Source organism: Streptomyces jeddahensis, assembly GCF_001642995.1.
Classification (GTDB): domain Bacteria; phylum Actinomycetota; class Actinomycetes; order Streptomycetales; family Streptomycetaceae; genus Streptomyces; species Streptomyces jeddahensis.
The window spans coordinates 1-14,331 of the sequence record NZ_LOHS01000143.1 but is presented as its reverse complement, the minus strand read 5'-3'; the positions used below and the strand labels follow the sequence as shown (position 1 = coordinate 14,331).

Below are 14,331 nucleotides of genomic sequence, written 5' to 3'. Positions count from 1 at the left end.
GGCGCACCCACGAGGACCGCATACAGCGCCTGCGCGCAGCAGGGGTAACCGATCATGAGCTGGCCCGGTTGCGATCGCCGATCGGCCTCGACCTTGGCGCACGCACGCCCGAGGAGACGGCTCTGTCGATCGTTGCCGAGATCGTCGCCGATCGACAGGGCGGCTCAGGCCTCCCACTGACCAGTACAGGCACTTCCATTCACCATGACACGGTTTCCGTCTCCGGTTGCCGTGTGCGAGAGCAGCCAATGCCGACTGCCGCTCCGCGTCTTCTCGAAGACAGCGCATCCGCCAGATGACCCACCCACACCAGCACTGCGCAATGCACAGAAGAAACGTCTCTGCGACGGTTTGGCCGAGCTGAGCAACCCGGCGCGCCACGGGGCGGAACCCGGAGCCGACGGTACCCACCGGACAGGTGACAGAGGGCTTCACGTATCCGGTCAGGTGACGGCTGTCCCCAGGAATGATCCGCGCCAGGCTTGCGGCAGTGCCACCGCATTCAGGAAAGGAGAGGCGCCATGCCCGACAAACAGCCGGAGATCTCGGCTGACCAACTCGCCGTCGATCACCTCAACTCACTGCCCATCCGCATCCACCGGATCCTGCGGTCGTCGATCCGTGTCCCGATGCGCGCGGTGTTCCATTACGACCCCTGCGATCCCCTGACGGTGTCCGTCCAGCTGTTGCCTCCGCAGGGCCCTGCCGTGACCTGGGTTGTCTCGCGTGATCTGCTCTACGAGGGCACGCAGGGGCGCAGCGGCATGGGCGACGTACAGCTCTGGCCCTCACTGCCGTGCAGCCAGCCCATGATGTACATGCGGCTTGAATCGCGTGGCATGACGGCGCTGTTCGAGGTGGACCTGCCCAAGGTGGAGGCGTGGCTGCTGGACACCTTCGACCTTGTGCCACCTGGTACGGAACTGGACAGCACCAACTGGGACCTGCTGGTGGAGCGTCTGCTCGGCGATACCTGAGCGCCCCGGACCAGCGCTGCCCCGCCTCACAGACGAGCACGTCATCAAGCCCGCGCGCAGTGCGTTCGGCGGGCCTGTGCCCTCGTCACCGGACACCCAATGATTCCAACGGAGAGAAGATGTCCCACACGCTCCTCATCACCGGCGTCAGCAGTGGCCTCGGCCGCGCCTCTGCCACCGCCGCCCTCGAGGCCGGGCACACCGTCGTAGGCACCGTGCGGACCCCGGACCAGGCCGCCGCCTTCGAGCAGCTCGCCCCGGGCCGCGCCCACGCCCGCATGCTCGACGTCACCGAAACCGATGCCGTCGAGCCCACCGTCGCGGCGATCGAGGAAGAGATAGGTCGCATTGACGTGCTCGTCAACAACGCCGGCTACGGGGTCGAGGGCACCTTCGAGGAGACCCCGCTCGACACCTTCCGCCACCAGTTCGACGTCAACGTCTTCGGCGTCATCGCAGTCACCCAAGCCGTCCTGCCCCGCATGCGCGAGCGCCGTGCCGGTCACATCCTGTTCGTGACCTCCATGGGCGGTCTGCGCACGTACCCCGGTCTGTCCGCCTATCACGGCTCCAAGTTCGCGGTCGAGGGCATCGCCGCCTCGCTCGCCCAGGAGGTCGCTGAGCTGGGCATTCACGTCACGGCCATCGAGCCTGGCGCATTCCGCACCGACTGGGCGGGCCGCTCCATGCACCGCGTCGAGAGCACCATCGCCGACTACGCCCCGATCTTCGCCCCGATCCGCGAACACCGCCTCGCCATGAGCGGCCACCAGCCCGGCAATCCCGCTCAAGCCGGCCGTGCCCTGCTCGCCGTCATCGATGCCGACAAGCCGCCGACGCATCTCATCCTCGGCAGCGACGCACTCCGGCTCGTCGCCGACGCCCGCGCCTCCTTCGATGCGGAAACCGCCGCTTGGAGCGAGCTGTCGAAGTCCACCGACTTCCCCGACGAGGAACAGGTCGCATGAGAGAAACAGAGAGTGAAACAGGGCGGCTCGCTCAGTTGGGAAGAAACGACATGACGGTGGTGCTCACCGGCGCTACCAGCGGCATTGGGCAAGCCGCCGCCCGTCTGCTGGCTCCGCATGCGACTCAATTGATCCTGCATGGCCCGCAAAGGCCACAAGAAGTCATTCGGCAATTGGAGGAGCTCCGCGCTTCCAGCGCAGGGGAGGTGCACTACGTACAGGCTGACTTCGACAGCCTGGCCATGGTGCGCGCGCTTGCCTCCGAGATCTCGAAGATCACGGATCGGGTCGATGTGCTCATCAACAACGCCAGCCGTCCGGGAGCACCACGGCGCCAGCTCAGCCAGGACGGCAATGAAGCGACTCTACAGACGAACTACCTAGCAGCCGTCCTGCTCACCGAACTTCTCACCCCGTTGCTCCTCGCATCCGGCGGCCGAGTAGTCCATGTCGCCTCGTCGACACATCTTTCCGCTTCGCTCGACCCGGACGACCTCAATCTCGAGCGCTCCGACTACAGCGCCACTATGGCGTACGCACGCTCGAAGCTGGCCTTGGTGGCGCACGCTCGCTGGCTCGTTGAGCAGGCTCCGCAGCCCCAGCCGGACACCGTAAGTGTGCACCCGGGAGTCATCAGCACTGATCTATTGCACGCCATGTTCGATATACGCGGTGATTCGGTCGTGCACGGAGCCCACAATGTTGTGAACGCCGCCCTGTACACCAATAGGTGGGCTGGCCAGTACCTGGACGAGCGACGGCCGGTCCAGCCGAACCCCATTTCCCTCGACGCCGAATTTCGGCACCGACTCGCCAAGCACACATTCGATCTCTTGCGCCGCTCCGGCGGAGTACCCGGAGAGGCTCAAGCTCTCCCCTGAGCGCGCCCCGTTCGCATGCCTGCCAGTCGCTTCACCGGCGGCAAGTTCATCAGCGGCATCGAAAAATCTGTCTGGCGGGAGTAACACTCCGCCCTTTTCATCCCTCATCCTGTCCCACGCCGTGGGCGGTAAAGGAGAACATGTCATGTATGCCATCACCAGCCCGTTGCCGGAAGACGACCGAAAGGTCGTCGCAGAGGCCTTGCAGGGCGCCCTAGTGGACCTGCTGGACCTGTCGCTGACGGGCAAACAGGCCCACTGGACCTTGTACGGGCCGCGCTTCCGCTCCATTCATCTCCAGCTCGACGAGGTGGTGACGGGCGCCCGAGAGTTCTCCGACGCTGTCGCCGAGCGGGCTGCCGCGCTCGGCATCACGCCCGACGGCCGGGCGGCGACCATCGCCGCCGACAGCAATCTGCCCGGCTTCCCGGCTGGTTGGGTAAGGGACAGCGACGCGGTAGCCGCAGTCGTAGAGTCCTTGGCGCTGGTTATCGTCCGGATGCGGGAGCGGGTTACGAACACCGCAGAGGCCGACCCGGTCACCCAAGACCTGCTCATATCCATCACTGCGGACCTGGAGAAGCAGCACTGGATGTTCCAGGCGGAGAACACCTGACCGGCCGGGCAAGAGGTACCTCATCGTGTGGGGCGACGGGGCGCGGAATGTACCAGTCTGTGATGAAGGAGATGGAGGAGGCCGACGTGCTCATCGACACCTACGGCCGGGTGGCCACCGACCTGAGGGTCTCGCTGACCGATCGGTGCAATCTGCGGTGTACGTACTGCATGCCTGAGGAGGGACTGCAGTGGCTGGCCAAGCCCGACCTGCTGACGGACGACGAGATCGTCCGCCTGATCGGCATCGCGGTCACGTCGCTGGGCATCAAGGAGGTCCGCTTCACCGGCGGCGAGCCCCTGCTGCGACCCGGTCTCGTCGGCATCGTGGAGCGGGTCGCGGCCTTCGATCCCCGCCCCCAGACGTCCCTCACCACCAACGGCATCGGCCTCAGGCGCACGGCGGCGGCCCTGAAAGCAGCGGGCCTGGACCGGGTGAACGTCTCGCTGGACACCCTGCGCCCCGACGTCTTCAAGTCCCTCACCCGTCGAGACCGTCACAAGGACGTCCTCGAGGGTCTGACGGCCGCTCGCGAGGCGGGCCTGAACCCCGTCAAGGTCAACTCGGTGCTGATGCCAGGCCTGAACGACGACGAGGCCCCGGACCTGCTCGCCTGGGCGGTGGAGCACGACTATGAACTGCGCTTCATCGAGCAGATGCCCCTGGACGCCCAGCACGGCTGGAAGCGCGAGGGCATGGTCACCGCGGGGGACATCCTGGCCTCGCTGCGGACGCGCTTCGAACTGACCCCCGAGGGCACCGAGGAGCGTGGCTCCGCCCCGGCCGAGCGCTGGATCGTCGACGGCGGCCCGCACCGCGTCGGAGTGATCGCCTCGGTCACCCGCCCATTCTGCGCGGCCTGCGACCGCACCCGCCTGACGGCCGACGGACAGATACGGACCTGTCTCTTCGCGACAGAAGAGACGGACCTGCGCGGTGCGCTGCGCTCCGGTGCCCCCGACGAGGAGATCGCCCGCGTCTGGCGGCTCGCGATGTGGGGCAAGAAGGCAGGCTCCGGGCTGGATGATCCGTCGTTCCTGCAGCCGCAGCGGCCGATGTCGGCGATCGGGGGCTAGCTAGCGGGCCTGGCGGGCAATGCGGGCACTCCAGTGCGCCAGCGGCGCAGAGCTCTGGACTCTGATCAGCAGCCTTGCCGCCGCCACGGAGCGCCTCTCGTTCTCACCGACATCGCAGTCTCCAGCTGCGCCCACCGACCATGCTCGCCAGGACCGCCGCATCACTGAGCGTCATCACCGAAGACCGTATCCAGCTCGGCCTCGGCGGTGGCGCCTTCACCGAAGCCATTGCCTCGATGGGCGGCCTGCCGCGGCACGGCGATCAGATGGTCGCCTTCGCCGAGGAGTCCCTCGGGATCATGCGCCGCGACCGGAGACACGGTACGGCTGCAGAGCCCTCATCACTCGGTGACCGGTTACCGCGCCGGTCCAGTGCCGCCCAAGCCCGTCGAGCTCTGGCTCGACGCCCAGAAGCGCAAGACGCTGACGGTGCCGGGCCGGGTCGGCCGACGGATGCTTCTCCCCCCGCTGAACATCTACGTCCCGCCGCAAGAGGTGCCTTTCCGTCAGGAGATCATCGACGCGGCGGCTGCCGCTGCAGGACGCACCCCGGAGTCAATCCGCCGCACCTACAACGTCATCGGGGTCATCGGATCGGCCCAGGGCGGCCAGGGCCTCGTCGGTGACGTGCGCCGCTGGGTGGACACCCCACTGAATGGGCCCTGGTCCTCGTGGTCGACACCTTCGTGTTCTGGCCCGTGACGGACCTTGAGAACCAGCTCGCGCTTTTCGCCTCCGAGGTCGTCCCAGCCGTCCGTGAGGCCGTCGAATCGACAAGGAACGGACGTGCTTGATCGCGTCCACCGTCCACCGACAAATGACGCCGTGCTCTGGCACCGCCAGAGCCGCCGGCCCGCACACCGACCGCCGTTTCCTGTGCCGCACAGGACCAGGCAGAGCAGCACCCACACACCGAGGGTGCCCAGTATCGCCGCGGGCGTGTGCTCCCGGCCCGCCGTCAGCAGGGCCACGTCGGCGACCAGCGCGCCCAGGCCCGCCAGCGCGATGCCCTGCCGGGCCGGCCACATGCCGTTCATCCGGAACCAGCCCGCGGCGGTGACGGCCTGCAGGACGACGAGCGGGAGCAGGACGGCGTACGACCCGATCGGCGCCGTGCCGGGCCAGCAGCAGGCCGAGCATCGCGGTGAGCGCGGCGGGCTGCATCCCGGGTTCGATGACCGGGGAACGGCCTTCGCGCCGGGCCCGCTGGGCGTCGGTGATGCGGGCGTTGCCGGAGAGGGTGGCGGGACCGTAGGCGGACCGCTGACATCACCGTCGCCGCCGCCCTGGGCAGCGGCGGCGGGTGCCGCGTGTTCCTGGGGCGCACCGTAAGCCGTCGCCTCATGGCCCTGCCGCGGCAGATACGCCGTCTGCGCCGCTGTCCCCGCCGCCGTCACCGGCGGCTGCACGTTCGTCTCCCAGGTCTGGCCCTGCCACTGCTGGGCGTACTACTGCTGCGCGGCGTACGGGTCGTAGCCCTCGTAGCCCTCAGTCCGCGTACGGCTGGTTGATCATCGGTGTCTCACCCTCCTGCGAACGGCGGGAGCACCTCGACCGTGCCGCCCTCGGCCAGCCGTACCGTCTCATGCGGACGGGTCCCCACGGGATCACCGTCGACGAGGTATGAGCAGCGCATCAGGACGCGCGTGAGTTCGCCGGGGTGCCGCTCACGGATCGCGGTGAGGGCGTCGGCGAGGGTGGCCGCGTCGTACGGCTCCTCGGCGACCCCGGCCGCGGCCTTGGCGGCGGCCCAGAAGCGCACCGTGACCTTTGCCATCTCGTTCCTCGGGTCGATCGTCTCGGTCGGCTGTGAAGACCTCAGGCTAAGACCTCCGGGCACGGCCGACCTACCCTGTATGTATGTACGCCCGGCGGCGCACGGCATTAGTGGGCCGGTGCCATGACGATGGAGCCCCGGCCGGGGCCACGGGGGATAGCACACCGGCCGGAGCTCGTTCCTGGAGGAAGCGGGGAGTCCGCGTACCACATCGGACCTCCCCGTAGAACATGGCAACCGGATTCTCCGGCACCGCCTCGCAGTCCTTCAGCTCCGACGGAGCGTGCACGCCGTAGAAGCCCGGGAGGCTTTCAGGAACGTCGAGCCGGAACGCCGCCAGGTGGACGCTAGCCTGATGTCAACGAGCCACAAAAGAATGAGACGTTGTGTTGCCAGGCGGCTGCCACGGCCGGAGCCGCGCCGGTCTGGCAGTTACCGTCTGCATCCCACCGAACGTCGGGAAGTGTCAGCACGCCCCCACCCATTCCTCGGTTCCGTTCGAGAAGCTCTGGTGCTTCCAGATCGGCACCTCGTGTTTGAGTTCGTCGATCAGTTGACGGCAGGCCGCGAACGCCTCCCCCCGGTGCGCGCAGGACACGGCCGCGACGACGGCCACATCACCGACCGCCAGATCTCCGGTGCGATGCACCGCTGCCAGCGCGCGAACCGGGTAGTTGGCGACAACCTTCTCAGCGACGCGGCGCAATTCCATTTCGGCACTGGGGTGGCTCGAGTAGCTGAGCGCGTCCACGTCCGCGCCCATGTCATGGTTGCGCACCGTACCGACGAACAGTGCCGTGCCGCCTGCCGCACGATCTCCGACCGCCCGGAAGACCTCGTCCAGGGAGAGCGGCGTGTCCCGTATGCCGAGCAGCCGTATGGGGTCGTGATGCGCCCGCTCACCAGGGTGGTCATGAGTGCCGTGGGCCATATTTTCTATCCTTTCCGCACCCCGACCGCTCACGGCCGGGGACTCGTCAGCGTTTGATACCAAGCCCCGTGCACCTCGGGCTCCGTGTCGTCCTCCCTTGCGGGGCCGCTCGCTGCCGTCCTAGCCGCCGATGGCCGACATCGGGCGCTCGGCTGCAGGAACGACGGGTCGTCCAGGCCCGAGCCCGCCTTCTTGCCCCACATGGCCTTCCGCCAGATGGCGGCTATCTCCTCGCCGCAGGCGCCGGAGCGCAGGGCCCTGCGCAAGTCGGTCTCCTCGGTGGCGAACAGCCAGGTGCGCGCCTATCCGTCCGCTGTCAGCCGGGTACGGTCGCAGGCGCGGCAGAACGGGCGGGTGACAGAGGCGATAACGTCGACGCGGTGCGCCCGCCGTCGACCAGCCAGCGCTCGGCCGACGCCAAGCCGCGTTCCTGGGCGCCCTCCCAGTGTCAGCTCGAATCGGGTGCGCAGGGAGGCGAGGATGTCCCCGGCATTGACCATGCCCTCGCGCTTCCAGCCGTGCTGAGCGTCCAGCGACATAGGCGATCCGGCTTGCGGCTTTGAGCAACAGAACGGAAACCTCGCTGCCCCGGTTCCTGGTGAACGCGAGCCAGGCACGCATCAGGTCGACCTCACCACGTCGGCGCTCGTCGAGGGAGCCCGCTTCGACGATGGACAGCAGCTTCAAGGCGGTTTCGGGGTTTCCCGCCTCGTGCGCCGCTCGTGCGGCGGCCAGCGCCCGCATTTGCTGGCGGGCCGGTTTTGGGGTCAGTTCCACCGCCCGTGCCATGAAAGCCGCCACCGCGGCACCTCCACCGCGCGTCCGCGCCCGTTCGGCCGAACGCTTGAGTTGCGCTGCGACAACCTCGTCGTGCGCCGCATGCCAGGCACGGCGGTCCCGATCCGGCTCTGGCTCCGTCCTTCTCGAGAGCGCGCGCTGCCTGCTGCGCCGCCCGCATACGGTCCAGCGGCAACGGGAGGTCTACGGCCACGGGGATGGTCGGCCTGTCCGGACAGGGGAAGGATGCGCGTGCGTACGGCATGCCTCACAGAGTCCTGTGTCCCGTACGCACTCGCATCCGTGGTGTCCGCAGCATGATCTCCACAGTGTTGCGCGGACCGGTGCCGCCGCATCGACACCTTCGCTGTGGTCACAGGTCAAGGAGGGCGCCACGCCCCAGCTGGTTGCGTGAGGTGATGCCCAGCTTGGCGAAGACCTTGGAAAGGTGGTACTCGACCGTGCGGGTGCTCAGATACAGGCGACTGGCGTCTGGCGACTGGCCACCGAAGCGTCGCCGGGTTCTTTCACGCCTACGGTGTGACCTTCTCTTGCTACGATCTTTCGTCTGATGAATGATTCGCGCATCAGGCGAAATGGATCTGGGTGGGAGGCGGGACCCGTGAGTCCTTGGAGGTGGGCGCGGCTGGCGATGGCCGATGGTGCGGGGCGGCCGTGCGCGGACCGCACGGCCTCTTCGGGAATGCCGCCCGGCCATAAGAAGCACAAGAAGCAGCTGTCTGAAGCGGTGCGGCGGCGCGCTGGTCGGGGACCTGCGGTGATCATCGGGTGGACGGAGCAGATCCACACTGCCTTGGACGACGCGGGCACCGCGGCCGTGCGCTTGTCGCGCGGGGACATGGTGGCCGGCCGGTGACGCGCGGCCGAGCTGAAGCAGAAGGCGGTTCCGAAATGCCTGGCGCGTCAAGTCGCGATGCGCGGTTCACGGGCGGCGTGGGCAATGGTGACAGAGCCAAGGGCCACCCTCGCCGCCCCGGCGCACAGGCCGAACGGCGTCGCTCCCAGCTGCTGGGCCGGCAGGCCGAGTGCGAGCAGTTCGACCGGCTGCTCGCGGCGGTCCGAGGCGGTGAGAGCCGGTCGCTGGTGGTGCGCGGTGAGGCGGGAGTGGGCAAGTCGGCGCTGCTGGAGCACCTGACGAAGGCGGCTTCCGACTGCCGTGTGGTGGGCGCCGCGGGAGTGCAGTCGGAGATGGAGCTGGCGTTCGCGGCGGTGCACCAGCTCTGCGTGCCGCTACTGGACCGGCTGGACAGCCTGCCCGAACCACAGCGCGACGCGCTGGGCACAGCATTCGGGCTACGTGCCGGACCGGCGCCGGACCCCTCTCTCGTCAGCCTGGCCGTGCTGAGCCTGCTGGCGGCGGCGGCCGAGGAGCGCCCGCTGGTGTGCGTGATCGACGACGCCCAGTGGCTGGACCGTGCCTCCGCGCATGTGCTCGCGTTCGTCGCGCGCCGCCTGCTGGCCGAGTCGGTGGCCTGCGTGTTCGCGGTCCGCGATACCGGAGAGGAGGACGAGCTGTCGGGGCTGCCGGTGATGGAGGTCGCGGGCCTGCGTGATGGCGACGCGCGGATGCTGCTGAGCACGGTGGTCCTGGGCCAGATGGACGATCAGGTACGCGACCAGATCATCACCGAGGCTCGCGGCAACCCCCTGGCGTTGCTGGAACTGCCGCGCGACCTGCCTTCTCTCAAGCTTGCGGGCGGGTTCGTGGCGCCGGCCGCGCGGTCGCTCTCGGGCCGCATCGAGGAGAGCTTCCAGCGGCGGCTGGAGCGCCTGCCCGCCGACACCCGGCAGCTGTTGCTGCTGGCGGCCGCGGAGCCGCTCGGTGACCCGGGGCTGCTGTGGCGCGCGGCCGACCTGCTCGGGAACAGCAGGGCGGTGCTCGACGCGGCCGAAGACATGATCGACGTCGGGGACCGGGTGCGTTTCCGGCATCCGCTGGTGCGTTCGGCGGTCTACCGGGCCGCGTCGCCGGAGGAGCGCAGGCGCGTCCACCACGCCCTGGCCGAGGCGACCGATCCAAAGAGCGAGCCCGATCGCCGGGCGTGGCACCGAGCCCAGGCCGCGGTCGGCCCGGACGAGGACGTCGCGGTCGAGCTGGAGCGGTTGGCCGGCCGGGCGCAGGGCCGCGGGGGCCTGGCTGCGGCGGCCGCGTTCCTTGAGCGCTCGGCGCGACTGACCGGTACCCGCGAGCTGCGTGCCGACCGCACGCTGGCGGCGGCCCGGGCGAACCTGCAGTCCGGTGCGTTCGACCAGGCCTTGCAGCTGCTGGCCGCCGCCGAGGCCGGGGCGCTCAGTGAGTTGCAGGGCGCTCAAGTGGACCTTCTCCGCGGGCAGATCGCGTTCGCTACAGGGCGAGGCCCCAGTGCTTCCCTGCTCCTGCTGAAGGCCGCCAGGCGACTCGAGCCCCTCGACCTGAACATGGCGCGCGAGACCTATCTGGACGCATGGGGTGCGGCCGCCTTCGCCGAAGACGAGCGGGAACGGAATCTGCTAGAAATCTGCATCGCCGCCAGAGCCCTCCCGCCAGGGACGCAGCCGCCACGCGCGATCGACCTGCTGCTGGACGGTCTTGCCTTGCTGGTCACCGACGGACGCGCGACAGCCGCACCGACGCTGCGACAAGCTGTCAGCGTCTTTGCCGGCCAAGATGTCGGCATCGAGGAGGGTTTGCGGTGGGGATGGCTGGCCACCGCAGCGAGCAACGTTCTGTGGGACGACGACGGGTGGCGAGCGATTTGCTCGCGCCAGATCCAGCTCGTCCACAGAACCGGAGCCCTCGACCGGCTGCCGTTCTACCTGATCGCCTTGGGCGTGGCTGCCGCCTGGAGCGGTGACTTCGGTGCTGCTGCCTCCTTCATTGCCGAGGTCGACGAAGTCACCGCGGCAACGGGGGCCGAGCTCCCGCCCTACGCCGCGCTGTTCCTCGCCTCCCTGCGTGGCAGCGAGGCCGAGGCTCTACCGCTGTTCTGGGCGACTCTCGACAAGGCCACGAACCCAGGGCAAGGGGTCGCGGCGACAGTGGCCTACTGGGGCACCGCGGTGCTCTGCAACGGCCTCGGACGCTACAAGGAGGCCCTCGACGCGGCCCAGCGGGCCAGCTCCCATCCGCTGGATCTCTACCCCGGCATGTGGGCGCTCCCCGAGCTCATCGAGGCCGCCGCACGTATCGGAGACGCCGAAATCGCTTGGAGCACTCTGGAGCGCCTGGCTCGGACGACCCAGCCTGCCGCCACAAACTTCGGACTGGGAATCGAGGCGAGGTCGCGGGCATTGCTGAGTGAAGGCAAAGCCGCACAGAATCTGTACCGAGAGGCAATCGACCGCTTGAGCCACACCGAACTTCGCCCCGAGCTGGCCCGCGCGCATCTGCTGTACGGCGAGTGGCTACGCCGCGAGCGGCGCCGGTCGGAGGCGCGCGAGCAGTTGCGCACTGCCCATGAGATGTTCACCGCCATCGGGATGGAGGCGTTCGCCGACCGAGCGGCCCGCGAGCTGCTGGCCACCGGCGAGACCGCCCGCAAACGGACCGTAGAGACCACCTCCGAGCTCACGCCGCGGGAAACCCAGATCGTCAGGCTGGCCCGCGAGGGGCTGACCAACAAGGAGATCGCCGGCCGCCTGTACCTGAGCGCCCGCACGGTCGAGTACCACCTATCCAAGGTCTTCGCCAAGCTGGGCATCACCTCACGCAACCAGCTGGGACGCCTTCCTTGACCTGTGGCCACAGCAGAGGTGTTGATGCATCGGTGCCGCTCCGCGTACCAGTGTGGAGCTCATGTTGCGGACACCACGGATGCGAGTGCGCACGGGCCGCAGGACCCTGTGATGCATGCCGTACGCACTCGCATCGCCCCCGGGGTTCATCCCTCCGACGGCCGCCACCCCAGGCACGCCAGTACGCCCCTCGCCGCCGGACGGTGGGCCCGATGAAGCGCAACACGACCCTCCGGGATTTCCTGGGTTCACGCCGTGCCCGGGTGACACCCCAGGAAGCGGGCGTACCGCCCGGCTGCGGACTGCGCCGCGTGCCGGGCCTCCGCCGAGAAGAGGTCGCCATCTCGCCGGCATCAGCGTGGACTACTACGTCCGCTTCGAGCAGTGCCGATGCCCCAATGTCTCGGACGCCCTACTGGATTCGGTCGCCAGGATTCTGCGCCTGACCCCGACTGAACGCCTTTACCTCTACGACATCGCCCGGGCACCGTCCACCCGCCTCCACCCCCGCGTTCGTACTCGGCCGGCTGCTCGACCTCCTCGTCGTCAGCGAACCCGCCCGCGCCCTGCACCCCGGCCTGGAAACCCACGGAAACTACCTGCGCTGGCTGATGCTCGACACCGCGAGCCGCACACCGTGCGCGGACTGGGGCCTCGCAGCACGGGAGGCGATCGCCATGCTGCGCCTCAACGCGGCCCCCTACCCGCACGACCCGACCCTCGTCACGCTGATCGACGAGCTGGCAAGGGCGAACTCGGAGTTCCGCCGTCTCTGGGACACCCACGACGTCGACGTCTGCAGAAACGGCAAGCGCCGCTACCGCCATCCCATGGCCAGCGAGATCGTCGCCGATCATCGGGATGACTGCCTCGCGCTGTTCCAGTGGGCGCAGGCATCTGTCAGATGACTCGCCCTGCGCCAGCCTTTGGCCGAGCGGAGAAACCCGGCGCGCGACGGGGCGGACCCCACAGCCGACGGTACCAACGGGACGGGTGACAGAGGGGAAGCAGCTTTACGTATCCGGTCAGGTGACGGATGTCCCAAGGGATGATCCGCGCCGTGGCTGCTGCAACTACCGCATTCAGGAAAGGGAGGGCGCCATGCCCGACAAGCAACCGGAGATCTCGGCTGACCAACTCGCCGTCGATCACATCAGCTCACTGCCCATGCGTATCCACCGCATCCTGTGGTCGTCGATCCGTCTCCCGATGCGCGCCGTGTTCCATTACGACCCAGACGATCCCCTGACGGTGTCCGTCTGTCTACACCCTCCGGAGAGCCCTGCCGTGACCTGGGTCATCTCCCGTGATCTGCTCTATGAGGGCACGCAGGGGCCCACCGGCATAGGCGACGTGAGGCTGTGGCCCTCACTGACTTACGCCCGGTCCGTGGTGTACATGCGGCTTGAATCGCGTGGCATGGCAGCGCTTTTCGAGGTGAGCCTGCCGCATCTGGAGGGCTGGCTGCTGAGCACCTTCAACGTTGTGCCACCCGGTACGGAACTGGACAGGACCAACTGGGACCTGTTGGTGGAGCGCCTGCTCGACGATGCCTGAGCGCCCCCTCGGACGAGCGCTGCTGACCCACCCAGGGACGAGAGCTGAGCACCTTTTCGGATTTGGAGCACGACATGACGACATTGACCGCCGCCGTATCGGGATCGTTCACGATCGGCGCCGACCTGACGGTGAACCGCCTGGGATTCGGCTCGATGCGGCTCACCGGCAAGGGTGTCTGGGGCGACCCGAAGGCGAGAGCACCATCGCCGACTACGACAAGATCTTCGCCCCAACCCGTGAACGCCCAGCGGAGCTCTCGATGAAGGAACGCGGGAAGAATTACAGTCCGGGTTCCGGCCCCGGACTTGGTTCGCCTGGACGCGTCGCCCGTTCATCCGTTCCAGGGGAACCTCACTGCGAGACGAACACGAACCCGCAGGGTGTCGAGGTCGACGTCCCGACGACAGAGGCCCGCCAGTTCCTCGGGCCGTAGCGGGCCGTAGCGGGCCGTAGGCGCCGAGGTAGACCATGATGAGCCGCCAGCGCATCATCCCGACCGCTTCAGCGAAGGGCGTCGACCAGGCTGCGCGTTGCCATGCGCAGAGACTTCGCTCTGTGCCGACCTGGACGCCGAACTCACCGCCTTCCGCACCCGGCCGCTGGACCACATCCGCTTCCCCTACATCTACCTGGACGCGACCTACTGCAAGGCCCGCGTGAACCACCAGATCGTGTCCCAGGCCGTGGTCATCGCCGCGGCATCACCGAGGACGGCGGACGCGAAGTGCTGGGACTGCTGGTCGTCGACAGCGAGACCGAGGTGTTCAGGCGAGCGGCGCTGGCCGGCGCGGCGTCGTGCCGCTCAACTGGCGCGAACGACTGCGTTCACCGATCGGACTTGACCTCGGCGCGCGCACACCTGAGGAGACGGTCCGTCGATCGTCGCCGAGCTCGTCGCCGATCGCCACGGCGGCTCGGCCTGCCCCTGACAAGGACGGGCACGCGCATTCACCGTGACACCGCGGCTGTCTCCTGCGGCGTCATGTGACAGATCCAGTGGGCCGCATGGTGAAACAGACCGACTTATTGGGCC

At 68.3% G+C, this 14,331-nt stretch carries 15 protein-coding genes and 3 pseudogenes; 12 read left to right on the top strand and 6 right to left on the bottom strand.

Translation table 11 applies throughout. From position 1 onward, the window contains the following. The 6 genes from STSP_RS37720 to moaA all read left to right on the top strand — a co-directional run. On the top strand, positions 1–299 hold a 299-nt coding region (locus STSP_RS37720), incomplete at its 5' end, for an XdhC family protein (RefSeq protein WP_198547465.1). A gap of 222 nt (positions 300–521) precedes the next feature. Next, positions 522–977, top strand: coding sequence for an SsgA family sporulation/cell division regulator (locus tag STSP_RS30700; RefSeq protein ID WP_078067633.1), 456 nt, complete (start codon positions 522–524; stop codon positions 975–977). A gap of 119 nt (positions 978–1,096) precedes the next feature. Then, positions 1,097–1,945, top strand: a complete 849-nt coding sequence (locus STSP_RS30695; RefSeq protein WP_067284279.1) for an oxidoreductase — start codon at positions 1,097–1,099, stop codon at positions 1,943–1,945. After that, positions 1,942–2,826 carry an SDR family NAD(P)-dependent oxidoreductase gene (locus STSP_RS30690; protein WP_198547464.1) on the top strand — a complete coding sequence of 295 codons (885 nt, stop codon included), beginning with the start codon at positions 1,942–1,944 and terminating at the stop codon, positions 2,824–2,826. Before STSP_RS30695 ends, STSP_RS30690 begins: the two co-directional genes overlap by 4 nt. A gap of 145 nt (positions 2,827–2,971) precedes the next feature. Beyond that, entirely contained in the window at positions 2,972–3,442 is a 471-nt protein-coding gene (locus STSP_RS30685; protein WP_067284277.1) for a Dps family protein, read from the top strand. 86 nt (positions 3,443–3,528) lie between these two features. Further along, on the top strand, positions 3,529–4,518 hold the full coding sequence (gene moaA, locus STSP_RS30680; RefSeq protein WP_067284282.1) for a GTP 3',8-cyclase MoaA: 990 nt from the start codon (positions 3,529–3,531) through the stop codon (positions 4,516–4,518). Between the two features lie 161 nt (positions 4,519–4,679). Here the strand turns inward: moaA and STSP_RS40550 are convergent, their stop codons facing one another. After that, positions 4,680–4,838 (bottom strand): hypothetical protein, encoded by a 159-nt coding sequence (locus STSP_RS40550; RefSeq protein WP_232789856.1) that lies wholly within the window; start codon positions 4,836–4,838, stop codon positions 4,680–4,682. A gap of 28 nt (positions 4,839–4,866) precedes the next feature. Between STSP_RS40550 and STSP_RS40545 the strand changes: the two genes are divergently transcribed. Further along, positions 4,867–5,220 (top strand): hypothetical protein, encoded by a 354-nt coding sequence (locus STSP_RS40545; RefSeq protein WP_067284276.1) that lies wholly within the window; start codon positions 4,867–4,869, stop codon positions 5,218–5,220. Positions 5,221–5,402: 182 nt separating this feature from the next. Here STSP_RS40545 and STSP_RS40540 read toward each other — a convergent pair. The 5 genes and pseudogenes from STSP_RS40540 to STSP_RS41355 form a co-directional block, all read right to left on the bottom strand. Continuing rightward, positions 5,403–6,033, bottom strand: a pseudogene (locus STSP_RS40540) (hypothetical protein); the annotation flags it as partial. 7 nt (positions 6,034–6,040) lie between these two features. Next, entirely contained in the window at positions 6,041–6,295 is a 255-nt protein-coding gene (locus STSP_RS30670) for a MoaD/ThiS family protein (protein ID WP_067284275.1), read from the bottom strand. A 466-nt stretch (positions 6,296–6,761) separates the two neighbouring features. Then, positions 6,762–7,226, bottom strand: a complete 465-nt coding sequence (locus STSP_RS30665) for a molybdenum cofactor biosynthesis protein MoaE (RefSeq protein ID WP_067284274.1) — start codon at positions 7,224–7,226, stop codon at positions 6,762–6,764. Between the two features lie 302 nt (positions 7,227–7,528). Continuing rightward, positions 7,529–7,726: a hypothetical protein gene (locus STSP_RS41360; protein WP_408646387.1), complete on the bottom strand. Its 198-nt coding sequence runs from the start codon at positions 7,724–7,726 to the stop codon at positions 7,529–7,531. Between the two features lie 650 nt (positions 7,727–8,376). Then, entirely contained in the window at positions 8,377–8,721 is a 345-nt protein-coding gene (locus STSP_RS41355) for a LuxR C-terminal-related transcriptional regulator (protein WP_107441445.1), read from the bottom strand. Between the two features lie 236 nt (positions 8,722–8,957). Here STSP_RS41355 and STSP_RS30655 point away from each other — a divergent pair, with 236 nt between their 5' ends. From STSP_RS30655 to STSP_RS41350, 5 genes and pseudogenes are all read left to right on the top strand, one after another. Then, the gene (locus tag STSP_RS30655; RefSeq protein WP_232789855.1) at positions 8,958–11,738 is read left to right on the top strand and encodes an ATP-binding protein; all 2,781 of its coding nucleotides are present in this window, start codon (positions 8,958–8,960) and stop codon (positions 11,736–11,738) included. Between the two features lie 452 nt (positions 11,739–12,190). After that, positions 12,191–12,646, top strand: a complete 456-nt coding sequence (locus STSP_RS30650; RefSeq protein WP_157902939.1) for an MmyB family transcriptional regulator — start codon at positions 12,191–12,193, stop codon at positions 12,644–12,646. Between the two features lie 193 nt (positions 12,647–12,839). Then, positions 12,840–13,295 carry an SsgA family sporulation/cell division regulator gene (locus STSP_RS37700; protein ID WP_157902938.1) on the top strand — a complete coding sequence of 152 codons (456 nt, stop codon included), beginning with the start codon at positions 12,840–12,842 and terminating at the stop codon, positions 13,293–13,295. Positions 13,296–13,849: 554 nt separating this feature from the next. Further along, positions 13,850–14,064: pseudogene (locus tag STSP_RS37685) on the top strand (transposase); the annotation flags it as partial. 50 nt (positions 14,065–14,114) lie between these two features. Then, positions 14,115–14,286 (top strand): annotated as a pseudogene (locus STSP_RS41350) (XdhC/CoxI family protein); the annotation flags it as partial. Positions 14,287–14,331: the final 45 nt, after the last annotated feature.

Excerpts from the sequence above, each read along its gene's own strand:
- STSP_RS30700 (WP_078067633.1), top strand. The coding sequence starts at position 522 with ATGCCCGACAAACAGCCGGAGATCTCGGCTGACCAACTCGCCGTCGAT.
- STSP_RS30695 (WP_067284279.1), top strand. The coding sequence starts at position 1,097 with ATGTCCCACACGCTCCTCATCACCGGCGTCAGCAGTGGCCTCGGCCGC.
- STSP_RS30690 (WP_198547464.1), top strand. The coding sequence starts at position 1,942 with ATGAGAGAAACAGAGAGTGAAACAGGGCGGCTCGCTCAGTTGGGAAGA.
- STSP_RS30685 (WP_067284277.1), top strand. The coding sequence starts at position 2,972 with ATGTATGCCATCACCAGCCCGTTGCCGGAAGACGACCGAAAGGTCGTC.
- STSP_RS30670 (WP_067284275.1), bottom strand. The coding sequence starts at position 6,295 with ATGGCAAAGGTCACGGTGCGCTTCTGGGCCGCCGCCAAGGCCGCGGCC.
- STSP_RS30665 (WP_067284274.1), bottom strand. The coding sequence starts at position 7,226 with ATGGCCCACGGCACTCATGACCACCCTGGTGAGCGGGCGCATCACGAC.
- STSP_RS41360 (WP_408646387.1), bottom strand. The coding sequence starts at position 7,726 with ATGGTCAATGCCGGGGACATCCTCGCCTCCCTGCGCACCCGATTCGAG.
- STSP_RS41355 (WP_107441445.1), bottom strand. The coding sequence starts at position 8,721 with ATGGCCGGGCGGCATTCCCGAAGAGGCCGTGCGGTCCGCGCACGGCCG.
- STSP_RS37700 (WP_157902938.1), top strand. The coding sequence starts at position 12,840 with ATGCCCGACAAGCAACCGGAGATCTCGGCTGACCAACTCGCCGTCGAT.